This is a genomic window from Nonomuraea sp. KM90, from assembly GCF_052246675.1.
In the GTDB taxonomy this organism is placed as follows: domain Bacteria; phylum Actinomycetota; class Actinomycetes; order Streptosporangiales; family Streptosporangiaceae; genus Nonomuraea.
The window spans coordinates 40,320-63,013 of record NZ_JBQQCB010000001.1 but is presented as its reverse complement, the minus strand read 5'-3'; the positions used below and the strand labels follow the sequence as shown (position 1 = coordinate 63,013).

Sequence of the window (22,694 nt, the reverse complement as noted above, 5' to 3'; positions counted from 1 at the left end):
TGGGAGGCGTGTCACCTCGGACTGTAGCTGCCTGGTGACGGCTTCGCCCAGAGGTTCGCGCTACCTGGCGAGACTCGGGAGATCGAGCAGGCTGTTGATCTGCCAGTCAGCCGCGGCGGCAACGGGGGTGTCGGCCCAGAGGTGGCCCCATGGCCCGCGGCGGATGTGCGCAGTCCGCAGTCCGGCCGCCCGGGCGGGCATGACGTCGTTGGCCGGATGGTCGCCAACGTACACGATCCGGTCTGGTGGGGCATCCGCGAACTTGGCCAGGCGGGCGAAGAACGCCGGGTCCGGCTTGGCGACGCCCCACTCGCCCGACGTGGCGATCCCGTCAACTGGCAGGTCGAGACCGCGCAGCAGGTCGGCGGCACGTCCGGTCTGATTGCCCGCGATCAGCGTGCGGTGGCCGGCCGCTCGTAGCGCGGTCAGCGCGGGCCGGACGTCGGGATAGAGATCCTCCTCCTCGATGCGTTCGCCGCGGCCGGCTGCCTCGCGGGCTGCGTACTCGGCGTCGACGTTGATTCCGGGGCGGAGGAGGCGGAGGGCGTCGGCGTTGTCTCGGTTTTGGGCCACCACGGCGCCGACGAGTGCGGAGAGCGTATGGCGGGGGATGTCGAGCCAGTCGGCCCAGGAAGCCCAGTAGCGGTCGTCGCGAACGATGGTTTCGCCGACGTCGAAGGCGAAGGTCAGCACAGGCAAAGCGTATGACTCCCCGTGGACCGCACGGCCAGGACGACGCCTGGGGGGCTGCCTGACCGTGCGGCGCACCCGGTGGTGCGGCCGAAACATGACGGTAGCTCGTGTGCATCGCTGCACAACTGGTGCGGGTGCACCACTCTCCGCCGAGGTAGAAGATCGTTCCACCAAGTAGAAGAATCCTGATACATCTGGATGCCAACTGCCCCGCCCGGCTCGTGGACCCGGCGGGGCAGTCTTCGCGTTCAGCTCGCGCGCCGGTCCGGCACACCGGCGGCCTCCAGGCGGGCCCGGCGCCGCTCCCGCAGAGATACGACACCGAGCCGGGCCCGCTGCTCGGCGATCAACGCCATGCCCTTGCGCATCAGTTCGTGCACGGACTGCTTCCGGATCCCGAGGATCCCGGCGATGTGGTTGATGCTGTAGTCGCCGCCCTCCTGGGCCGCGCTGCCCGCCCGGGCGATCGCCCGGAGCTTGGCCTCGCGCAGCGCCTCCTGGAGTTCGTCGATGTAGACCAGGTTGGCCGGGTCGCCCGCGGCGTGGTTCTCCATGGTTCGGAAGAACCGGATCAGGTTGGCGGCGAGCTGCTCGGGCTCGGTCACGTGGTCGCGGCGGGCCATCAGAGCTCACCGCCCAGCATGAGCTCCGGGTACCGACCAGACGGCAGGTCGAGCAGCTCGACGACCTCGGCCGCGTTCTGGCGCTCGACCTCGGCGAGATACAGCCGCTCGGAGTCGTCGGCCGGGTCCGGCGGGTTGAGCTCTTCGTTCAGCGCGAGCTCCAGCGCACCAGCTGCGTCATGGAGCTGGTTGGCGGCGCGCTTGGCCACGTGCGGGTAGTGCGCGGGGGCGGCGGCCACGAAGTCCGCGATGTGAGTGGTGGCCCTGCTCAGCGCGATCAGGATGTCGGGCAGGCCCTCGGCGGTGAGCGACGCGAGCTCCTCAGCCAGGTCGGCGATCTGCCGTGCAGTCGCGACAGAGGTCAGCTCGGTCATGACCCCGCCTCCTCGCTGCTCGGCGTTCCGAGGTCAGGCTGAGCCTGACCCAGGGGCTCAGTCGCTTCGGTCGCCGAGAGGTCAGGTTCAACCTGACCCTGGATCGCCTGCGAGAGTTTCCGCTGGACCGCGTACAGGCTGGCCCGCGGGAACGCGCCACGGGGCCACTCAGCGAGCCGGGCCTCCAGCCACCCGATCGGGTCCGCGTGGTCGATGGAGAGGGTGAACGCCGCGACGCGCACGTCCTCCTCGGGGGAGCGGTCGAGCACCGCGATCAGCGCGGCGCGCTGGCCCTCGGTGATGTGGATGCGGACTCGCACGTATTCGAGGATTGCGCCCAAGACCGGGCCTGGGGAAGCCTCCGGAGAGATGATGGGGGGAGGAGCGGTCATCAGACCCTGCCTTCACATCATATGCAACGTCCCCTTACGAACGTGACCGGCCAGATGGTGGTGCCGGTGCTGGTGGCGCGCTCGGAGGGCCGCCTGGACACGGCGGTCTTCAACGCGCCGTCGCAGCCGCTCGACGAGGCGTCAGCCCCGCGCGTGCCCGCGGCCGCGGCGGCCTGATCCGACGTGCGAGGGGGGCGGGCCGACCGCCCCCCTCATCCGTGCGCCGGCGATCGTGGGGCGTCAGGTGCCGTGGGGGCCTATGGTGGGTCGGAAATCCTGATGTTCGAGTAATTGGCGGGGATATGTCCGACGCTACGGAGCGCACGCCGTCCTTGGTCGCCGACCGGTACCGGCTTGACGAGCGCATCGGCAGCGGGCCGATGGGCGAGGTGTGGCGGGGGTACGACACGCGGGCCGACTGGGTCGTGGCCGTGAAGGTGCTCGGCGCCAAGGCCGCCGGTGCCGCCACGCGGGAGGTGCTCAGGCAGCACGCCCAGGCCGTGGCCAGGGTCATCCATCCGAACGTGGCCATGGTGCTGGACGTCGGCGACCACGACGGCGCCCCTTTCCTGGTGATGGAGTACCTCACCGGGCTCAGCCTCGGCGAGGAGCTGGCCGCGCGCGGGCCCATGAAGATCGTGGAAGTGTGCGACCTGGTCGGGCAGGCGGCGGCCGGGCTCGACGCCGCCCACCGGGCCGGGATCGTGCACGGCCAGGTCGATCCGGACAGCTTCCGGCTGGCCGCGAGCGGCGTGCTCAAGGTGGTCGGGTTCGGGATGGACGAGCGGGCCCAGGGGAACGGCCGGTACCAGGCGCCCGAGCGGGCCGCCGGGGAGGCGGCGCAGGCCCCCGGGGACGTGTACGCGCTCGGGTGCGTCTGCTACGAGCTGCTGTGCGGGCGGCCGCCCGCACAGCAGCTCGAGGACGAGCCGGCTCGCGCGGGACAGCCCGTCGCGCCGCCCAGCACAATCAGGGCCGAGGTGCCCGCCGAGCTGGATCGGCTGGTGCTGGCCATGATCGCCGCGGATCCCGCGAAGCGGCCGGCCAGCGGGGAGTCGATCCGGCGCGCCCTGGCCGCCATCGCCCGCCCGAAGGCCGCCCCGGTCGCCCCGGTCGCCCCGGTCGCCCCGGTCGCCCCGGTCGCCCCGGTCGCCCCGGTCGCCCCGGCCGCCCCGGCCGGTCCGGCCGGTCCGGCCGGTCCGGCGGGCCCGCCCGTGACCGGCGTCTCCCTGCGCGAGAGCGCCCTGCCGTCAGGCGCGGGCGCCGGGCTCACGGGGGCGGGTGCCGGAGGTGCCGGCGGCGGGCACGGGGCCACCGAGGTCTTCCACGTCGGCGCGGCCGGAGGCCCCGGCCGGCCGCCGCGGGCCGGTGACACCGCGGTCTACCAGGCCGGCGACCTCGAACCCGGCCGTGACCCGGCCCCGAACCGCAAGCTCGTCATCCAGCTCGGCGCGGCCGTCGCCGCCATCGCGGCCGTGACCGTGGGCATGGTGCTGTGGGCGGGGGCGCGGGAGGAGCCGCCGGTCGCGCTGCCCACCCCCGTCGCCGTCCCCACCACCACGTCCCCGCCCGCCAGCACCCCGCCCGCCAGTACCCCCACCCCCACCGGCGAGCCCTCCCCGGGCATCGTGACCACGCTCGGGGGCGAGGACCCGACCTCCCTGCGCGGGACGGCGCCGCCCAAGGCCACGCTGGGCCGGGAGATCCCGGCCGGCGGGTACGGCAAGTGGCTGGCGGAGTTCGACCAGGCGCTGATGGCCCAGCAGAGCATGAACGGCATCAGCCCCGAAGTGGCCGGCAAGGCCCGCGAGAAGCTCAGGAAGGCGGCCAGGAAGCTCCAGGAGGGCCAAGTCGACTCCACGCTGAACCACATCGCCGGTATCTACGACGACCTGCTGAGGGCTCAGGAGAAGGGCGAGATGGAGCCGACCGGGCCGGCCTCGGACTTCCTCAGGGACTGGCGGCTCCCGCAGAGGTAGCGGCCGCCGGGGATCCGATGGGACGAGGCGGGCAATAGTGACGCATGGGTCATGACGCGTACATTGTCCCAATGACCTTCGACTACCCGGCCCGCCGGGCGCGGCTCGCCGGGCTGCTGCCCGGCCGGGAGGTCCACGCCCTGCTCGTCACCTCCCCCGTCAACGTCCGGTACCTCACCGGGCTGGTCAGCTCGAACGCGGCCGTCCTGGTCAGGGCCGACGGGACGGCGCTGCTGGCCACCGACAACCGCTACATCGAGGCGGCGCGCACTCTGGACGTGCCGTGCGTCGAGGCGCCGGACGTGGCGGGCCGGCTGGCGGCGCCGGGCGTCGGGATCGAGGCGGGGAGCATGAGCGTGGCGACCTACCACCAGCTGGGGGAGGGGCTCGTCCCGCTGGGGCCGGTGGTCGAGCTGCTGCGGGCGGTCAAGGACGACGGGGAGCTGGAGCGGATCCGTACCGCCTGCGCCATCACCGACCAGGCGTTCGCCGACGTCTCCGCGCGGATCGCCCCTGGGCTCACCGAGCGCGGCCTCGCCCGCCTCCTGGAGGACCGCATGACCGAGCTCGGCGCCGACAAGCCCGCGTTCGACACGATCGTGGCCGCCGGCGAGAACGGTGCCGTCCCGCACCACGTGCCCACCGAGCGGGAGCTGCGCGCCGGCGACCTGGTGACCATGGACTTCGGCGCGCGCTACCGGGGCTACCACGCCGACATGACCAGAACGGTCAGTATCGGCCCGCCCGCAACCTGGCAACGCGAGCTGTACGACCTCGTCGCCGAGGCGCAGCGGGCCGGCCGGCACGCGCTCACCCCCGGGGCCGGGGCGGGAGAGGTGGACGCGGCGGCCCGTTCCGTCATCGAGAACGCCGGCCACGGCGGTCACTTCAGGCACGGCCTGGGCCACGGTGTCGGCCTGGAGATCCATGAGGAGCCGTTCCTGGGCCCCGCCAGGACCGGTAGACTAGAGGATCGAGTTCCGATCACCGTCGAGCCCGGGGTCTACCTCCCGGGCCGGGGTGGGGTTCGCATCGAGGACACCCTCGTGACACGTGAGGGCGGGCCGGAACTTTTCACCAAGACGACCAAGGAGCTGCTCGTCCTTTAGAGCGGCCACACGCGGGAGAGAACGAGTGGCGACGACCAACGACCTCAAGAACGGCATGGTGCTGAAGCTCGACGGCGGGGAGCTGTGGGCCGTTGTGGAGTTCCAGCACGTCAAGCCGGGCAAGGGCGGCGCGTTCGTGCGCACCAAACTCAAGAACGTGCTCTCCGGAAAGGTCGTCGACAAGACCTTCAACGCCGGCGTCAAGGTCGAGGTGGCCAACGTCGACAAGCGGGAGATGCAGTATTCGTACAAGGACGGCGACGACTTCGTGTTCATGGACACCGAGACCTACGACATGGTCAACGTGCCCAGCGGCACCGTCGGCACCGCCGCCAGCTACATGCTGGAGAACACCCTCGCCACGGTCGCGTTCAACGAGGGCTCCGCGCTCTACGTCGACCTGCCCGCCGCCGTCGAGCTGACCATCTCCAACACCGAGCCCGGCCTGCAGGGCGACCGCTCCACCGGCGGCACCAAGCCCGCCACGCTGGAGACCGGCGCCGAGATCAAGGTCCCGCTCTTCATCACCACCGGCGAAAAGGTCAAGGTCGACACCCGCAGCGGCGAATACCTCGGCCGGGCCTGAGGTGTCGGCACGCGGCAAAGCACGCAGGAGAGCGCTCGACATTCTCTTCGAGGCCGAACTGCGCAGCGAGGATCCGCTGAAGATCCTCGCTGAGCGCGTGGAGCGTCAGGAGCCGCCGGTGAACGAATACACCTCGACCATCGTCGAGGGCGTCGCCAGGCACCACGCGCGCATCGACGAGCTGATCACCACCTACGCCGAGGGCTGGACGCTCGACCGGATGCCCGCGGTCGACCGCAACCTGCTGCGCGGCGGCACGTACGAGCTGCTGTGGATGCCCGGCGTGCCCGAGGGCGTGGTCATCAGCGAGTGGGTGCACCTGGCGGGGGAGCTCTCGACCGACGAGTCGCCCCAGTTCGTCAACGGCCTGCTGGCCCGCTTCAAGCAACTCAAGCCAAGCCTCACCCTTTAGACACCCCTTTTCGGCGGGCCGGGCCCGCCCGTTCGGGGTACGTTCCAACCACGCCGGCCTGCACGGCTCGCGAGGCGAGGGACGTGTACTGCCGCGCGGTCAGGCGTCACACCACCCGCTACGGCGGGGCCTGACCGTGTGGCCGCGCACCCGCGGCCTGTACGGAGGAAATGGCGCGTCACCAGCCGCGACGCGCCATTTCCGTATCCCCGCCACGAGAAGACCATGTACGGCACGCCCGCCCCGGGCCAGGCAGGAGGGCGACCTGCTGGTGCTGCCGGTCGCCTCCCTCGCCGGCCACTGAAGGGGAGAAGGACGCGCTCCTCGCCGCCGGCCCGGCCACGTTCTGCACCACGCCCCGCCACGACGGCCACGCCATCGTGCTCGTGCGGTTCGGGGCGGCGGACGCGGGGGAGATGGGCGAGCCGCCGGCCGGCGCCTGGCGGTTACGGGCGCCGGGGCGGCCGGCGGCCGGCTTCGACGGCCGAGCGCGAGGAACGGGTCTCGCCGGTGGGGAGCGGGAGCTCCCGCGTACGGCGTAGGCTGGGCCCCGTCCAGGAAAGCCGCTCGCGAGGTGCGCGTTCGCGAGGGAGAGGGAGGCGAGCCGACGTTGCGTGCTGAAGGCGTCACGAGGACCCCGGCGGTGCGGACCGCCGTCGTCTGGGACGCGTTGCGGTCCATGCTGGCCGAGCGCACTGCGGCCACCGGCCGCGAGTCACTCGACATCGTCGACGCCGGTGGCGGCACCGGCGGGTTCGCCGTGCCGCTGGCCGCGCTCGGTCACGCCGTCACCGTCGTCGACCCGAGCCCCGACTCGCTGGCCGCGCTGGAGCGGCGCGCCAAGGAGAGCGGCGTGGGGGTGCGCGGCCTCCAGGGCGACGCCGCCGACCTCGCCGACCTGCTCAGCCGCGACGTCGCCGACCTGGTCCTGTGCCACAGCGTGCTGGAATACGTGGAAGACCCGATCAGCGCTCTGACCGCGGTCGCGGGCCTGCTGCGCAGGGGCGGCGCCGTGAGCGTGCTGGCCGCCAACCCCGTCGCCAGCGCCATCCACCGGGCGCTGACCGGGCAGTTCGACGAGGCCCGGGCCGTGCTGGCCGATCCCTGCGGGAGCTGGGGCGACCGCGATCCCACGCCCCGGCGGTTCGCCGCCGACACGCTGGTCGAGCTGCTGACCGCGACCGGGTTCACGGTCGGCGCCATCCACGGCGTGCGGGTCTTCGCCGACCTGGTGCCGAGCAGGCTCGTGGACGGTGAGCCGGGCGCCGCGGAGGCGCTGGTGGCCCTCGAGCACGCCGCCGCGACCCATCCGGTGCTGCGCGACATCGCGACACAGCTGCACGTGCTCGGACACCGGGCCTGAGGCCACAGGAAGGGAAGATTCGATGACCGCTCCCCTCGGTATAGAACGTCTGTTCGGATAGAATCGACGGCGTGTCTCGCAAGCAGATCACCGGCATCGGCCCCGCTCCGCGGACCGGGGTCGATGACAGCGGCTGCCCGATCCTCCATGTCGACATGGACGCGTTCTACGCCAGCGTCGAGCTGCTCGAGCGGCCCGAGCTGCGGGGCCGTCCGGTGATCGTGGGCTCGCCCGCCGGGCGCGGCGTCGTGCTCAGCGCCACCTACGAGGCCAGGGCCCAGGGCGTGCACTCGGCGATGCCGATGAGCAGGGCCCGCAGGCTCTGCCCGCAGGCCACGATCATCCCGCCCAGCCACGGCAAATACTCCGAGGTCTCCAAGGGCGTCATGGAGATCTTCCACACGATCACCCCGCTCGTGGAGCCCATCGCCTCCGACGAGGCCTTCCTCGACGTCGGCGGGGCCAGACGCCGGCTCGGCCCGCCCGCCGCCGTGGCCGCCATGATCAGGGAGCAGGTCCTCGACCGCTACGGCATCACCTGTTCCGTGGGCGTGGCCAGCAGCAAATTCATCGCAAAACTCGCCTCCAAGCAGTGCAAGCCCGACGGGCTGCTGGTGGTGCCCGCCGACCAGGTCGTGGAGTTCCTCCACCCGCTGCCCGTGTCGGCCCTGTGGGGCGTCGGCGAGCGCACCGAGGAATCCCTCGTACGCCTGGGCATCCGCACGGTGGGAGATCTCGCCAGAGTGCCGCCCAGCACGCTCCAGCGGGAGCTGGGGCAGGCCGTGGGCGCCCATCTGGCGGGGCTGGCCTGGGGGCGCGACGAGCGGTCGGTGACCCCGCACGTGCCCGACAAGAGCATCGGCAACGAGGAGACGTTCGCGGTGGACGTGGACGATCCCGAGGCGATCAAGCGGGAGCTGCTGCGGTTGTCGGAGCGGGTGGCCGCCCGGATGCGTAAGGCCGGTCACGTGGGAAGAACTGTAAGTGTGAAGCTACGCCGAGCCGATTTCACCACGATCAACCGCTCGCGCACGCTGCGCGAGCCGACCGACGTGGCCCAGGTGATTTACGCCACCGCCTGCGACCTGTTCGAGGCGGCCGGTCTCCAGCGGGTGCGGTTGCGCCTGGTGGGGGTGCGGATGGAGAACCTGCGGCCGGCCGGCGAGGCCACCCGTCAGCTCAGTCTCGGCGAGCGGGAGACCGGGTGGCGCGAGGCGGAGCAGGCCATGGACAAGGCGATCCGGAGATTCGGGCCCGATGCGGTGCTCCCGGCGTCGCTCGTACGTGGCAAGCTTGATGAAATAGAGACATGACGTTCGATGTCCATACTTGGTGGGGGCGTCCGTGTCAGGATTTTGGGGGAAGGGGGGCGAGATGGGCCACAATAGAGCCATGACGTCACCTCCGGTTTGGTCTGCGTTGGACGTTTGCTTTCGCCTACGTCTACAGCCTCGTATTCTGGGGATAACCGACCGCGAGGTTCGGACACCCCGTGTCGTCCGTTGCCGTCTTCCCCGTCCTGGGGCCGTCCTTGGGAGGCGCCGTGCCGCTCTCTGAGCACGAGCAGCGCTTGCTCGACCAGATCGAGCAGGCCCTCTACGCCGAGGACCCGAAGTGGGCCAACACCGTAAGGATCAGTGACCCACGCAGCCATTACAAGCGTCGCCTGGTCAAGGCCTCCATCGGCTTTGCCCTCGGCGTCGTCATCATGATGGTCGGCGTGGTCATGAGTCTGATCCCGCTCGGCGTCGGCGGTTTCGTGGTCATGCTCGCCGCGTGTCTGTGGGGCTTGTCCAGCTGGAAAAAAATGAATGGGTTCGGTGACGCCGCCACCGCCGCCTCAGGCACGGCCGTTCCTCCGGGCAAGCAGGCCCGCCGGGGCAACCGGGGCAGTTTCATGGAACGCATGGAAGAGCGCTGGCGCCGTCGTCACGACGAGCGCTAGCCCGGCAGACACAGAGGTGCGGCCGCCCCCTCGGGGGACGGCCGCACGATCAGGTCTGCCGGTCGGGGTCAGGAGCCCTTCTGGGCTGCCGTCCGCCGCAACCTGATGTTCTCCAGCAGGTCGAATCCGTCGAGCAGCCGCTCGCCCACGACCCGCAGCCGCCGCAGTGTCGACGGGGGCAGCAGCACCGCGCGCAGCCGCCTTCCGCGTGACACCGTGGCCGCCAGGGCCTGCCGCACCTTGCGCAGGTCCTTTTTCATGGGCCCGATCCGCCCGGGCTCCCTGGCGAACAGCACCCGCTCGACCGCCGAGGCGATGGTCGCGATGGCCGCCGCCGAGTCGGCGTCGAACTCGTACTGCTGGGTCAGCCGCCCGGCCAGCGCCCGCGGGGTCTCGCTCGGCTCCCGGGCCATGCCGTAGTCGTACAGCACGTCGTCCAGCTCCGCCCACGCGGCCGCCACCGAAGTGTGGCCCCGGCTCGACATCATTCTCGCCGTCAGCTCGTCGGAGGGCTGCGCCACCTTGAAGCCGAGGCCGCGTACGCGCCGGTTCCTGGTGACCAGCCGCACCCCGGCGGGGATCAGCAGGACGAGGAGCAGCGCCCCCGCCCCGATGCCGAGCTTGCCCATCAGCGGCATCGAGTCGTCCGGCGGCAGCCCGCCGGCCGCGACCGTGCCCTCGCGGTCGACCTCGCGCGGGTTGCGGCGCGCCGTCGGGTCCTGCGGATCGTCGGCGGAGGAGCTGCTGGTCGCCCCGGGCGTCGGCGTCGTGGCCCGCTGCGTCGCCTCCGGCCTGGGCTGCGCGTACGTCGGCACCCGGGCGCTGCCCTGCCCGGCCGCCCCCGACGGGGTCGGCTCGAACGGCAGCCAGCCCACGCCCTCGAAGTACAGCTCCGGCCAGGAGTGGGAGTCGCTCGTGCTGACCTCCCACCGGTCGCCCACCTGCGTGCCGCCCGTGTAGCCGATCGCCACCCGCGACGGGATGCCCACCAGCCTGGCCAGCACCGCCATCGACGCGGCGAACTGCTCGCAGTAGCCCACCCGGTCACGGATCAGGAAGTCCCGCAGCGCCGAGTTGCTGTGCCCCTGCGTACGCAGGTCATAGGTGAAGCGGCCGTCCTGGGTGAAGAACTCCTGCAGTTTCAGCGCCGCGTCGTAGGTCGTCGTGGCGTCCGCGGTCTCCCTGAGCGCCAGCTCCCTGATGTCGGGCGGCAGGTTGTCCGGCACCTGGAGGAAGCGCTGGTCCGGCGCCCCCTGCGTGGAGTCGAGGGAGTCGAGGTCGTCCGCCGTCGGCGCCGGCTCGCTCGTGGCCACCTGGTACTCGATGCCCGCGGCCTCCTCACGGGTGGAGAAGACCATCAGCGTGTCCACGTCGGCCCGCCAGTCGCCGTCCACCCGGATCTGCGTGGGCGGGTACGGCAGCGGCAGGAACCGCAGCCGCGCGATCTCGTCGCTGATCTGGATGTTCGTGACGACGTTGGTGACCTTCGCGTCCGCGCCGAGGCCGGGCGGCGGGGGCAGCGGGCCGTTCTCCGTCCTGTTCTGCGGCGCGCCCTTCGGCTGCGTCATGCCGAACTGCTGGCCGTCGAACGTGTCCAGCGCGTAGATGCGCAGGTAGCGGGGCTTGTTGTCGTTGTTGGTGTAGGTCAGGACCGTCCGCCGCTCGGGCAGCTCCAGCTGGCCCTTCAGGTTGGCGATCGGGTTCGGGATGCTGATGGAGTTGCCCGGCCCCGAGCCCCGGCCGCCCACGCCGAAGGTGAAGAACGACACCGGCTCCATCGCGGGCAGCGCCGCCGGCAGCAGCACGGCCAGCGCGATCGCGGCGAACCCGATGCGCTTGCCCGACAGCCGCAGGCCGTGCGTGTCCGCCGAGCCGCCCGGCGCGGGGGAGGTGGCCGCGCGGGTGCGGCGCACCAGCACCGCCCGGCCCCAGTGGCCCACCCGCTCCCGCCCGTCGGCGATCAGCAGGCCGACGAAGCCGAGCGCGGCCACGATGAAGGCCGGCCAGCTGATCGGGTCGGCCAGGATCGTCGCCGGGACGGTGGCCAGCGCCAGCAGCGGCAGCCCGGCCAGCGCCGCCCGCCGCGCGCGTGCGGCGAGCAGGTCCACGGCGATCGCGATGAGCGCCACGCCGCCGGCGGTCAGCAGCGTGATGCCCTCCGTCTCCGGTACGGGCGCCGCGAACCGCTGGATGTCGGCCCAGCCGACGCCCAGCAGCCTGGCCAGCTCCACCACCGACGCCTTCGTCGGCACCAGCAGCGCCCACGCCTTGTCGGCGGCGAAGGCCGCGGTCAGGTAGATCCACGCCGCGGCCACGCCCAGCAGCGGCGCCGCCCACGCGGGCAGCGTCAGCCGGCTGCTCAGCAGCCCCGCGGCGACCACGGCCAGCACGGCCCCCAGCGAGGTCCAGAACCAGGTCCCGCCCTGGAAGAGCGGGTAGAGCAGGATGGCCGCGGTGAACGCGGCCACTCCCGAGGCGATCGTCAGTCTCATGCCGCTCCTCCCGCGGGGCCGACCGCGTACCTGCCGCGGTTGGCGGCGTCCTGCCAGACCGAGGCGATCGAGGTGCCCGCGGGCAGCCGTACGATGCGCCAGCCGTACCCGGCCAGGACGGTCTGCACCGCCTGATGATCCTCCGCGGCCGCCCGGTCGCCGCCCTCCCACGTGCTCACGTCGAGCAGGACGGCCACGCCGGTGATGCCGCTGTGCCGCAGCCGGGCCAGCTCCCTCGCCTCCTCCGCGTCGAGCGCGCCGAGCACCGCCACGATCAGCCCGTCACCGCCGCCCTGGCGCAGCGCCGACACGCCCATCTCCAGGGTGCGGGCCGGGCTGTGCCGCACCACGGCGAGGGTGTCGAGCAGCGAGTAGCTCAGGCCGGTGTCGGTCAGGTGCTCGGCGCCCTGGTCGGTCACCAGTCGCAGGCCGAGACCCTCGTGGGCGAGGTGCACCCCGATCGAGGCCGCGGCCGAGACCGCCACCTCGAACGACGAGCGCGGCCCCTCGCCGCGGTGGGCGTGCCTGCGGGTGTCGAGGAGGAGGGCGCCGCGGCTCTGCCACTGCTGCTCCTCGCGGCGCACCATCAGCTCGCCGTGGCGGGCCGTCGAACGCCAGTGAACCCGCCGCAGGTCGTCGCCCTGCCGGTATTCGCGCGGGGCCACGTCGTCGTCGCCGGCCGCGGCCACGCTCCTGGTACGGCTGTCGCCGCCGCCCGTCCACTCGCCCGACAGCCGTACGTGGGGCAGCGCCGCCACCTGCGGCGTCACCACCAGCGTGTCGCTGATCGTGAACGAGCGGGTCAGCTCCACCAGCCCGAACGGGTCGGCGATGCGGATGGACAGCGGCCCGATGGTGTAGCGGCCGCGCAGGTCCGAGCGCACCCGGTAGTCGATCTCCCGCACGCCGCGCGACTCGACCCGGTCGAGCACGAACCTGGGCCGCACGCCCAGCGCGTACGGCACGGTGTCCTCGATGAGCAGCAGGCCGGTGGGCAGCCTGGTCACGTTCTCCAGCCGCAGGGTCACGGTGGCCTCGCCGCCCACCTCGGCCCTGGGCGGGTCCAGCCGCCTGGCGCAGCTCAGCCGGTAGCGGGTCCGCGCCACGACCATGGCCGCCAGCAGCGGCAGCGTCGTCACCAGGACGCCGATCCTGAACAGGTCGTTCTCGCCCAGGATGAGGGCCATCAGCAGCGCCGCGATCCCGGACGCGAGGAACGACCTCCCCCTGGAGGTCAGCGCCCGCAGCCCCGCCCTCACCGCACCTCGATCAACATGTGCCGCGCGTCCGGCCGTGCCTGCCCGACCCCACCCCGTCGGCGGAGGTCCTCGCTGCGCTGCGCATCCATCAACGGCCCCGCGTCTCCGGCACCGGGACGCGCCTGACCAGATCGGTCACCACCTGCTCGGGCAGGCGGCGCTGGCCCTGGGCCTCGACGCTGGGCAGCAGCCGGTGCGCCAGGACGGGGATGGCCAGGTCCTGCAGGTCGTCGGGGATGACGTAGTCGCGACCGGCCAGCGCCGCGTGCGCCCTGGCGGCCCGTACGAGCTGCAGCGTGGACCTCGGGGAGGCGCCCAGCCGCAGGTCGGGGGAGTGGCGGGTGGCCACGACCAGGTCGATGGCGTACTTCTTGACCGCCTGGGAGACGTAGACGCCGCGTACGGCCTCGATCAGGGCGCGCACCTCCGCCGTCGTCGCCACCGGCTCCAGCTTGTCGAGCGGGGAGGTGCCCCCGTGCACGTCGAGCATCTCCAGCTCGGCCGACGGCTCCGGGTAACCCATCGCCACCCGCGCGGTGAAGCGGTCGCGCTGCGCCTCCGGCAGCGGATAGGTGCCCTCCATCTCGATGGGGTTCTGGGTGGCGATCACCATGAACGGGGCGTCGAGCTGATAAGTCCTCCCGTCCACGGTCACCTGATGCTCCTCCATGCACTCCAGCAATGCGGACTGCGTCTTGGGGGAGGCACGGTTGATCTCGTCACCCACCACGATGTTGGCGAACACCGGTCCGGGTTTGAACTCGAATTCCCGGGTCTGCTGGTTGTACGCGCTCACCCCGGTGATGTCGCTGGGCAACAGGTCGGGGGTGAACTGCACCCGGCGGACCGGGCAGTCGATGGAGCGGGCGAGTGCCTTGGCCAGCATCGTCTTGCCGACCCCGGGCACGTCCTCGATCAGGAGGTGCCCTTCGGCGAGCAGGACGGTCAGAGTGAGGCGGACGGCGTCGCTCTTGCCCTCGATCACCGATTCGATGGCCTGCCGAATCCGGTGGGCGGTGGAGACCAGCTCGTCGAGCTGGGGAGGGACGTCATGGGTTACTGCCACCAGGCCTCCATGAGAAGTGCGACGGCTGTCCCGTACGGTGCCATTGCGGGAGCCATGCCATTCCTTTTCCATTGTCTGTACGACCCTACGACGCTGCGGGTTCTTCAGCGACATTTGTGGATATTCCAGGGAACCCTGGTGATGTTGGTGTTCTTGTCCCATAGCAGTGCGAATCTGGTGACAGAGGGGGCGCCGAGCGCTCCACTTTCCTCCACGCCGGGCTACCCCAACCCCTGCCGCCCCTATTTCCGCGGCCTTTTGAACCCTCGACACGCCCATGAGGGTTGACCGGCCGCTCACCGCCCCCCACCCCACCCCATGGCTCTGACCTGCGGTAACGCAACGGAAACCGATGATGAAGACGGTTCGAATCAGTTGACGGTGGGGAGAAGTGGAGTATGGTGGTGCGCAGTGGAGAGCCCGGTGCACCAGCGCTGAGCGCTTCACGAGGCACGGGAGGTGGGGCCGATGTTCCTCGGCACCCATCAACCGCGTCTGGACGACAAGGGACGGCTGTTCCTGCCGGCTAAGTACCGTGAGGAGCTGGCGGAGGGTCTTGTGATCACCAAAGGCCAGGAGCGATGCCTCTACGTCTTTCCCGTGGAGGAGTTCCAGCGCATTACCGAGGCTCTCAGCACCGCCCCGGTCACCGCCAAGGCGGTGCGTGACTACAGCCGCGTCTTCTTCGCCAGCGCGTCCGACGAGAAACCAGACAAGCAGGGACGCATCACGATCCCGCAGACCCTTCGTCAGTACGCGGGTCTGGAACGTGACTGCGTCGTCATCGGGGCCAACACCCGGCTGGAGATCTGGGACGCACAGGCCTGGGACACCTATCTCAGCGCACAGGAGCAGGCGTTCGCCGATCTGTCGGAGGAGGTGCTGCCAGGAATCTTGTAGTGACCACGGTCGATCCGTCGGTGATGTCGTTCGGCGAGGTCTCCACCCGCAACCACTGTCCGCCAGCTGATGCACCTTCCCCGGTGTCAGATGGCGGGCGTCCACGAAGAGGGTGCGGATGGGGACCTGGCCGGGCGGCGCCGGGTGGGGACCCAGGAATGACCGACGATCGATCGATGACGCGTCATCCGCGAGCAAGGACGCGAGAGGGGGGTTGGAGATGCAGGACAACGATGGCACGGGCGGTCACGTTCCGGTGATGCTCGAGCGCGTTCTGGAGCTTCTCGGCCCCGCGCTCTCCGGGCCGGCTCCCGTCGTCGTCGACGCCAACCTCGGCCTCGGCGGTCACTCGGAGGCCCTGCTCGCCGCCCATCCGGCGCTGCACCTGATCGGGATCGACCGCGACCCTTTCGCGATCGACTTCTCGACCCGCAGGCTCAGCCCGTACGCGGAGCGGACCACGCTGGTCCACGCCTCCTCCGGCGATCTGGCGGAGGTGCTCGAGCGCGCGGGGCACACCGCGATCGACGGGGCGCTGTTCGACCTCGGGGTGTCCTCGCCGCAGCTCGACGAGGCCGAGCGCGGGTTCGCCTATTCCTATGACGCGCCGCTCGACATGCGCATGGACACCTCGCAGGAGCTGACGGCGGAGCAGGTGGTCAACACCTACCCCACCGCGGAGCTGACGCGCATCCTTCGGGATTACGGCGAGGAGAGATTCGCCCCGCGTGTCGCGGGCCTGATCACTAAAGAACGGGCCAAAGAGCCAATAACGTCTACTAAGCGGCTGGCGGACATCGTTCGCGAGGCGATCCCCGCCGCGACCCGGCGCACCGGGGGAAACCCCGCCAAGAGGACTTTCCAGGCCCTGCGCATCGAGGTGAACGCGGAGCTGTCCGCCCTGGAGGCGGCTCTTCCCGCGGCACTCGACGCGCTGGTGCTCGGTGGGCGAGTCGTCGTGCTCTCCTACCACTCACTCGAGGACCGGCTCACCAAGCAGGCCCTCACGGCGCGAACCAGGGACACCAGCCCCCCCGGGCTGCCCGTCCCGCTGCCGGCTCACCAGCCGAGGTTCCGCCTGCTGACGAGGGGAGCAGAGCTCCCAAGCGATGAAGAGCTCGCCCGCAACCCGCGGGCGGCCTCGGCCCGGCTACGGGCGGCAGAGAGGATCCGTGTTGACGACTGAGCAGGAGACCGGCAAGGGCACGCCCGCTCGCCGCGCCGTGCCCAAGACGGGCACGCGGCGGTCGGCGACGGCGCACCAGCCCAAGCCGCGTCCCCGTCCTGACGCGCGCCCCGAGGCCGACGCCAAGCGATCGGCCGCCGAGCGGGAACGTGCCGAAGCCGCCGGCAGGCGGCCCGCCGGCGTGCGCGCCGACGCCGCCGCCAAGGCGCCCGCCACCGAGCGCGTGCGCGCGGGTGAGGCCGGGGCGCCGGCCGCCGAGCGCGTGCGCGCCGCCGGCGGCAAGGCGCCGGTGGCCGAGCGGGCGCGTGCCGCGGCCGGCAAGGCGCCTGCTGTCGAGCGGACGCGTCCCGAGGCGCCGGGCAAGCGGCCGGTCGGCGGGCGTACGCGGGCCGAGGCCGCGACGGCCCGTCCCGCGTCGCGGCGCCGTCCCGCGCGCCGGCAGCGGGCGCCGTTCGTGCTGCTCGTCGTCGGGCTGCTCTGTGGCGGCCTGGTCAGCCTGCTGCTGCTCAACACCATGCTCGCCCAGGACGCCATCACCGACGCGACGCTGCGCGAGGAGATCGCGGTGGCGAAGCAGGAGAACGAGAAGATCAACCAGCAATACCAGCTCAAGACGCAGCCGGGCGTCATCGCCGACCGGGCCGAGAAGCAGGGCCAGCACACCGACTGGGACACCGTCAACAGCTGGAGCAGTGCCGGTGACCAGGCCAGCCAGGTGGACACGGAACGGTGAGTGACTCAGGCGGCAGGGGGCAGGGCCCCGGCCGTGGCGCTGGCGGCGCCGGCTCTCAGGGAGGGCCAGGCGCCGCTCGTCGTACGCCGGGCGGGCCGGGACGGGCAGGGCGCCAAGGGGGCTCTGCCCGTTCTGAGGGGGCGGGCCGCCCGGCGTCGCCGGAGAACCCGCCGCGCCGGCCGCGACCCCCGTCCCCCGATCCGCTCGACCTGCCGTTCGGGCACGAGCCGTTCGGGCGCGACGACTCGCGCGACCGGCCCCCGCGGGAACCCGGGGACGAGGGCCGCGGGCGGTCGCGCCGGGGCGAGCGGGAGGGCGACGGCGACCGGGCACGGGACGGCGAGCGTGACAGCGGGCGTGACAGCGGGCGTGACAGCGGGGAGGGCCCGCGCGGGCGCACCCGCGGCGACGGGCGCTCCCGGTCGCGTGACGACACCTCCCGCGAGGACGGGCGCTCACGGGACGACGGTTCGCGGGCGCGGCCGCGCGACGACGGGGCTCGCGGCCGCTCGCGGGACGACCGGCCCGGTGCGCGGTCGCGGGGCGAGGACGGTGACGGGGGCCGCCGGCGTACCCGTGACGAGAGCGAGCGCCTGCGCGGGCGCACCCGCCCCGAGCGTGACGAGGGCGACCGGCCGAGAGGCCGGGCCCATCCCGAGCGTGACGGGGACGAGCGGCCGAGGGGGCGCGCGTCCCAGGGACGCGACGACGCCGACCGGCTCAGGGGGCGGGGCTCCCAGGGGCGGGCGGACGATGATCGGCTCAGAGGGCGCGTGCAGGGGCGTGAGGAGCGTTCGCGCGATCGGGCCGAGGCGGCCGAGCGGGGCGGCAGGCAGCGCCCTGACAGCGGACGGGGCGGCGCCGACGATCCCCGGCGGCGGAGCCGGCAGGAGGAGGGGCCCGCGCGCCGTACCCCTGCGGGCCGGCCGCCCGCGGGAGGCTCCCGGCAGGAGCCGGCGCGGGACCGCGAGCGGACGGCGGCGCGCCGCGGCGGGGACGTACCGCCGCCCAGGGGGCCGCGCCGGCCCCCCACGCCGCCGCGCCCGCCCAGGCCGCCGCTGGTGCTGCGGCTGGGCAGCCCGCGCAGGCGCATCAACATCGGCCTGATCGGCATGACCTTCATCCTGTCGATCTTCGCCGGACGGCTGATCCAGATGCAGGGGCTCGACTCCAAGGTGTACGAGGCCGCGGCCGCCGACCAGCGCCAGCACACCGAGGAGATCCCGGCCAAGCGCGGCTCGATCACCGACGCCAACGGCCACGAGCTGGCCGTCACCGTGGAGGCCCGCGAGGTCTCGATCGACCCGACCAAGGTCCCCGCCTCCGTACGCGCGAAGGCGGCCGCGATCCTGGCCCAGCAGCTCGGCAAGACCGAGCAGGAGATCGCCGCGAAGCTGGCCAGGACGGGCACCCACTACCAGCTGCTGGCCAGAGACGTGGACCCCGTCGTGGCCAGCCGCCTCATGCAGGCCCGCGTGCCCGCGCTGTCGGCCAAGAAGACCTACCGCCGGCTCTACCCGGCGGGCGACCTGGCGGGCAGCCTCATCGGGTTCGTCGGCGACGAGGGCAAGGGCCTGGGCGGCATGGAGCAGGCGAAGAACTCGCTCCTGGCCGGCCGCGACGGCGAGCAGCGCGTCGAGACCGGCCGCGACGGCCAGCGCATCCCGATGACCAGCAGCCAGCGCACCGCGCCGGTCGACGGCCAGGACGTACGCCTGACGATCGACCGCGACATCCAGTGGGCCGCCCAGAAGTCGATCGGCGAGCAGGTCCAGAAGTCCGGGGCCGACAGCGGCACGGTGATCGTCATGGACGTGCGCACGGCGCAGATCGTGGCCATGGCCAACGCCCCCGAGCTCGACCTGAACAACTGGCGCAAGGCCCCGGAGTCCAGCTACGTGAACAAGGCCGCCGCCGACGTCTTCGAGCCCGGCAGCACGAACAAGGTCATCACCGCCGCCGCGGCGCTGGAGGCCCGCGCGGTGACGCCCGACACGGTCTACCAGGTGCCCGACCGGATCAGGTGCGCCGACCAGGTGCTGCGTGACGCCCACGCGCACAAGGTGGAGTCGATGACGTTCCGGCAGGCCATGGCGCAGTCCAGCAACGTGGCCACGGTCATGGCGGCGCGCGAGATCGGCAGCGAGCGGCTGCACCGGATGCTGAAGGCGTTCGGCTTCGGCAGCACGCCGGGCGGCGGCGTGCCCAGCGCCGAGGCCGGCCTGCTGCCCGACTACCGGAAGTGGTCCGGCAGCCAGAACTGCACGGTCGCCTACGGGCAGGGCGTCTCGGTGACCGCGCTGCAGATGGCCAGCGTCTACCAGACCATCGCCAACGGCGGCGTCAAGATAGAGCCGCAGATCGTGGCGGGCACGACGGACGCGACCGGCAGGTTCGTTCCGGCTCCCGCAGGTAAGCAGACCAGAGTGGTGAGTGAGACGACGGCCAGGGAGATCTCGACGATGCTGGAGAGCGCGGTGGGCGAGGAAGGCACCGGCCAGCTCGCCGCCATCGACGGATACCGGGTGGCGGGCAAGACGGGCACGGCCAACCGCTACGATGCCGAGCTCGGCCGTTACGACGGTTACACGGCCTCGTTCGTCGGGTTCGCGCCGGCCGACCAGCCGCGGCTGGTGGTGCTCTCGGTGCTGCAGAACCCGAAGAACGGCCACTTCGGCGGGCAACTGGCGGCCCCCGTGTTCAAGGATGTGATGACGTTCGCCATCAAGAGCAAGAAGATTCCTCCCACAGGCTCCGCCGCGCCGTCGGTGCGTGTGCGCGCGGGACAGTGACCAGGGAAGGTACGCTCTCGCCGTGCGTCCCCCGTCGTCTATGCGTCCCACGACCAGCCCGCCTCGCCCGCTGACCGGGCTCGCGACCATGCTCGACGCCGATTCAGGCACGGCACGGTCGCCCCACGCCGCCCTGACCGGCGTCACCATCGACTCCCGTAACGTCAGGCGCGGAGACCTGTACGTCGCGCTGCCCGGCAACCGGGTCCACGGCGCCACCTTCGCCGCCGACGCGATGGCGAGCGGTGCCGTGGCCGTCCTCACCGACAGAGCCGGCCGCGACGCGGCCGTCGCCACCGGCCTGCCCGTGCTCATCGTGCCCGACCCGCGCGCCCTGCTCGGGCCGATCTCCTCCTGGGTGTACGGCCAGCCGGCCCACGACATCCAGATCCTCGGCGTCACCGGCACCAGCGGCAAGTCCACCACCTCGTTCATGCTCGAGGCGGGCCTGCGGGCCGCCGGGCACCGGGCGGGCCTGGTGGGCGGTGTCGAGATCCACGCCGGAGACCTGCGCTTCCAGCCGACGCTCACCACGCCGGAGGCTTCGGAGCTGCACGGCCTGTTCGCGCTCATGCGCGAGGAGGGCGTCACCGCGGCCGCCATGGAGGTCTCCAGCCACGCGCTCGCGCTCGGCAGGATCGACGGCGTCTACTACGACGTCGCCCTGTTCACCAACCTCTCCCAGGACCACCTCGACTTCCACAAGGACTTCGAGGACTACTTCGCGACCAAGGCGAAGCTGTTCCAGCCGGAGCTGAGCCGCCAGGGCGTGACCAACATCGACGATCGTTACGGGCGCGAGCTGATCGGCCTGGCGAAGGTGCCGATGACCACGTTCTCGGCGCTGGGCGACCCGGAGGCCGAGTGGCGGGCGGTGGACGCCCGGCTCGGGGCCGACGGCAGCGCGTTCCGGGTGGTCGGGCCGGGCGGGGTGGAGGCCGACGCGCAGATCTCGCTGCCGGGCCCGTTCAACGTCGCCAACGCGCTCGGTGCCATCGTGACGCTGGTCGAGGCCGGGGTGCCGCTGCACACGGCCGTGCACGGCGTGGGCACGCTGACCGGCGTGCCGGGGCGCATGCAGCGCGTCACGGCGGCCGAGGACGAGTTCCAGGCGGTCGTGGACTACTCGCACAAGCCGGGCGCCGTGGAGTCGGTGCTGCGCTCGCTGCGGTCGGTCACGGCCGGGACGCTGACGATCGTGCTCGGCTGCGGCGGCGACCGCGACAAGGGCAAACGGCCTATTATGGGCGAAATCTCCGCTGAGCTGGCAGATGTGGCGATCTTCACGAGCGACAACCCGCGCTCGGAGGATCCGCTGGCCATCCTCGCGACGATGATGGAGGGGGCGCTCCGCGTTCCGCAGCACGACCGCGCTCATGTGATCATTGAGCCCGACCGCGCGGCCGCCATCGGCCTGGCGATCGCCCGGGCCGGGCGCGGCGACGTGGTCGTGGTGGCCGGGAAAGGCCACGAGCAGGGCCAGTACGTTTCAGGCGAGGTGATCCCCTTCGACGACCGCGAAGTGGTCGCCGGAGCGATCGACGCACGCAAGGAAAGCAGGAAGCACTAATGATCCCGTTGCCTCTGGCCAGGATCGCCGAGATAACCTCGGGCGCCCTGTCGGGCATGGCCGATCCCCGCGCGGTGGTGCGCGGACCCGTCGTGATCGACTCGCGGGCCGTTGAACCGGGATCCCTGTTCGTCGCCATCAGGGGCGCGCGGGTCGATGGTCACGACTTCGCCGCGCAGGCCATCCGGGCCGGAGCCGTCGCCGTGCTGGCCAGCCGGCCGGTCGAGGGGCCGGCGGTGATCGTTCCCGACACCGCGGCCGCGCTCGCCGAGCTGGCCGCCGCCCAGGCCCGCACCCTGTCCAAGGCCACCGTGATCGGCGTGACCGGTTCCGCGGGCAAGACCAGCACCAAGGACCTGCTGGCCCGGCTCACCGGGCGGATCGGGTCCACCATCGCGCCCGTCGGCAGCTTCAACAACGAGCTCGGCCACCCGCTGACCGTGCTGCGGGCCGACCTCGACACCCGCTTCATGGTGCTGGAGCTGGCCGCGCGCAACATCGGCCACATCAAGGACCTGACCCGCATCGCGCCGCCGCAGATCGGCGTGGTGCTCAACGTCGGCACCGCGCACCTGGGCGTGTTCGGCGGCAAGGAGGCCATCGCCAAGGCCAAGGGCGAGCTGGTGGAGGCCCTGCCGCGCTCCGGCGTGGCCGTGCTCAACGCCGACGACCCGCTGGTGCGGGGGATGGCCTCGCGCACCGACGCGCGGGTCACCTACTTCGGGCGCGGCGAGTCCGCGGCCATCCGGGCCGAGGGCGTCGTCGTGGACGCCCGCGGGCGCGCCTCCTTCACGCTGCGCACCCCGTCCGGGGCCGCGCACGTGTCGCTGCAGCTGTACGGCGCGCACGCGGTCGAGAACGCGCTGGCCGCCGCGGCGGCCGGTTACGAGCTGGGCCTGCCGGTGGCCACCATCGCCGAGGAGCTGTCGGAGGCCACGCCGCGCAGCCGGTGGCGGATGGAGGTCACGGACCGGGCCGACGGGGTGACGGTGGTCAACGACGCCTACAACGCCAACCCCGACTCCATGCGGGCGGCGTTCGAGGCGTTCGAGGTGCTCGGGAAGGGGCGGCGGCGCTTCGCGGTCATCGCGGCGCTGCGGGAGCTGGGCGAGGACGGTCCCGCGCTCAACGCCGAGCTCGGCCGGCTGGCCGGCGGGGCGGGGCTGGCGGGGCTGATCGTGGCCGGGCCGGACGCCGGGCCGGTGCTGGAGGGCGCCCAC

The 22,694-nt window shown here is 72.2% G+C and carries 21 protein-coding genes and 1 pseudogene; 15 read left to right on the top strand and 7 right to left on the bottom strand.

Going from position 1 to position 22,694, the window contains the following annotated elements; translation table 11 throughout:
- Positions 1-60: 60 nt before the first annotated feature.
- From ACTWPW_RS00255 to ACTWPW_RS00240, 4 genes are all read right to left on the bottom strand, one after another.
- Positions 61-693 carry an HAD family hydrolase gene (locus ACTWPW_RS00255; RefSeq protein WP_443167554.1) on the bottom strand — a complete coding sequence of 211 codons (633 nt, stop codon included), beginning with the start codon at positions 691-693 and terminating at the stop codon, positions 61-63.
- A gap of 248 nt (positions 694-941) precedes the next feature.
- The gene (locus tag ACTWPW_RS00250) at positions 942-1,316 is read right to left on the bottom strand and encodes a hypothetical protein (RefSeq protein ID WP_443167553.1); all 375 of its coding nucleotides are present in this window, start codon (positions 1,314-1,316) and stop codon (positions 942-944) included.
- Complete coding sequence (locus tag ACTWPW_RS00245) at positions 1,316-1,690, bottom strand: hypothetical protein (RefSeq protein ID WP_443167552.1); 375 nt, start codon at positions 1,688-1,690, stop codon at positions 1,316-1,318. Before ACTWPW_RS00245 ends, ACTWPW_RS00250 begins: the two co-directional genes overlap by 1 nt.
- Positions 1,687-2,082 (bottom strand): hypothetical protein, encoded by a 396-nt coding sequence (locus tag ACTWPW_RS00240; protein WP_443167551.1) that lies wholly within the window; start codon positions 2,080-2,082, stop codon positions 1,687-1,689. Before ACTWPW_RS00240 ends, ACTWPW_RS00245 begins: the two co-directional genes overlap by 4 nt.
- Positions 2,083-2,124: 42 nt before the next feature.
- On the opposite strand from ACTWPW_RS00240, the gene ACTWPW_RS00235 reads away from it, so the two are divergent.
- The 9 genes from ACTWPW_RS00235 (at position 2,125) to ACTWPW_RS00195 (ending at position 9,476) form a co-directional block, all read left to right on the top strand.
- Positions 2,125-2,259, top strand: a complete 135-nt coding sequence (locus ACTWPW_RS00235) for a hypothetical protein (protein ID WP_443167550.1) — start codon at positions 2,125-2,127, stop codon at positions 2,257-2,259.
- Between the two features lie 125 nt (positions 2,260-2,384).
- Complete coding sequence (locus ACTWPW_RS00230; protein WP_443167549.1) at positions 2,385-4,061, top strand: serine/threonine-protein kinase; 1,677 nt, start codon at positions 2,385-2,387, stop codon at positions 4,059-4,061.
- A gap of 71 nt (positions 4,062-4,132) precedes the next feature.
- The gene (locus ACTWPW_RS00225) at positions 4,133-5,170 is read left to right on the top strand and encodes a M24 family metallopeptidase (protein WP_443167548.1); all 1,038 of its coding nucleotides are present in this window, start codon (positions 4,133-4,135) and stop codon (positions 5,168-5,170) included.
- Between the two features lie 25 nt (positions 5,171-5,195).
- Positions 5,196-5,756 (top strand): elongation factor P, encoded by a 561-nt coding sequence (efp, locus tag ACTWPW_RS00220; RefSeq protein ID WP_364118404.1) that lies wholly within the window; start codon positions 5,196-5,198, stop codon positions 5,754-5,756.
- A gap of 1 nt (position 5,757) precedes the next feature.
- A complete protein-coding gene (nusB, locus tag ACTWPW_RS00215; RefSeq protein ID WP_357728756.1) occupies positions 5,758-6,168 on the top strand; it encodes a transcription antitermination factor NusB in 411 nt (136 codons plus the stop codon).
- Between the two features lie 170 nt (positions 6,169-6,338).
- Positions 6,339-6,710, top strand: coding sequence for a hypothetical protein (locus ACTWPW_RS00210; protein ID WP_443167547.1), 372 nt, complete (start codon positions 6,339-6,341; stop codon positions 6,708-6,710).
- A 101-nt stretch (positions 6,711-6,811) separates the two neighbouring features.
- Positions 6,812-7,531, top strand: a complete 720-nt coding sequence (locus tag ACTWPW_RS00205; RefSeq protein WP_364118407.1) for a methyltransferase domain-containing protein — start codon at positions 6,812-6,814, stop codon at positions 7,529-7,531.
- Positions 7,532-7,602: 71 nt separating this feature from the next.
- Entirely contained in the window at positions 7,603-8,844 is a 1,242-nt protein-coding gene (gene dinB, locus ACTWPW_RS00200) for a DNA polymerase IV (protein ID WP_443167546.1), read from the top strand.
- Between the two features lie 230 nt (positions 8,845-9,074).
- On the top strand, positions 9,075-9,476 hold the full coding sequence (locus ACTWPW_RS00195; protein ID WP_364118411.1) for a DUF3040 domain-containing protein: 402 nt from the start codon (positions 9,075-9,077) through the stop codon (positions 9,474-9,476).
- A 68-nt stretch (positions 9,477-9,544) separates the two neighbouring features.
- On the opposite strand, the gene ACTWPW_RS00190 is transcribed toward ACTWPW_RS00195, so the two are convergent.
- From ACTWPW_RS00190 to ACTWPW_RS00180, 3 genes are all read right to left on the bottom strand, one after another.
- Complete coding sequence (locus tag ACTWPW_RS00190) at positions 9,545-11,968, bottom strand: transglutaminase family protein (RefSeq protein ID WP_375109255.1); 2,424 nt, start codon at positions 11,966-11,968, stop codon at positions 9,545-9,547.
- A complete protein-coding gene (locus ACTWPW_RS00185; protein ID WP_375109256.1) occupies positions 11,965-13,227 on the bottom strand; it encodes a DUF58 domain-containing protein in 1,263 nt (420 codons plus the stop codon). Before ACTWPW_RS00185 ends, ACTWPW_RS00190 begins: the two co-directional genes overlap by 4 nt.
- 88 nt (positions 13,228-13,315) lie before the next feature.
- A complete protein-coding gene (locus ACTWPW_RS00180) occupies positions 13,316-14,365 on the bottom strand; it encodes an AAA family ATPase (protein WP_375109257.1) in 1,050 nt (349 codons plus the stop codon).
- A 396-nt stretch (positions 14,366-14,761) separates the two neighbouring features.
- Between ACTWPW_RS00180 and mraZ the strand changes: the two genes are divergently transcribed.
- The 6 genes and pseudogenes from mraZ to ACTWPW_RS00150 all read left to right on the top strand — a co-directional run.
- Positions 14,762-15,193 carry a division/cell wall cluster transcriptional repressor MraZ gene (mraZ, locus tag ACTWPW_RS00175; RefSeq protein ID WP_138693897.1) on the top strand — a complete coding sequence of 144 codons (432 nt, stop codon included), beginning with the start codon at positions 14,762-14,764 and terminating at the stop codon, positions 15,191-15,193.
- Positions 15,194-15,413: 220 nt separating this feature from the next.
- On the top strand, positions 15,414-16,379 hold the full coding sequence (rsmH, locus tag ACTWPW_RS00170) for a 16S rRNA (cytosine(1402)-N(4))-methyltransferase RsmH (RefSeq protein ID WP_375109258.1): 966 nt from the start codon (positions 15,414-15,416) through the stop codon (positions 16,377-16,379).
- Positions 16,369-17,112 (top strand): hypothetical protein, encoded by a 744-nt coding sequence (locus tag ACTWPW_RS00165; protein WP_443167545.1) that lies wholly within the window; start codon positions 16,369-16,371, stop codon positions 17,110-17,112. Before rsmH ends, ACTWPW_RS00165 begins: the two co-directional genes overlap by 11 nt.
- Entirely contained in the window at positions 17,109-19,904 is a 2,796-nt protein-coding gene (locus ACTWPW_RS00160; RefSeq protein ID WP_443167544.1) for a penicillin-binding transpeptidase domain-containing protein, read from the top strand. The genes ACTWPW_RS00165 and ACTWPW_RS00160 overlap by 4 nt, the downstream gene beginning before the upstream one ends.
- Positions 19,905-19,944: 40 nt before the next feature.
- Positions 19,945-21,474, top strand: a complete 1,530-nt coding sequence (locus ACTWPW_RS00155) for a UDP-N-acetylmuramoyl-L-alanyl-D-glutamate--2,6-diaminopimelate ligase (RefSeq protein ID WP_375109261.1) — start codon at positions 19,945-19,947, stop codon at positions 21,472-21,474.
- Positions 21,474-22,691, top strand: a pseudogene (locus ACTWPW_RS00150) (UDP-N-acetylmuramoyl-tripeptide--D-alanyl-D-alanine ligase); the annotation flags it as partial. The gene ACTWPW_RS00155 and the pseudogene ACTWPW_RS00150, both read left to right, overlap by 1 nt.
- Positions 22,692-22,694 lie beyond the last annotated feature (3 nt).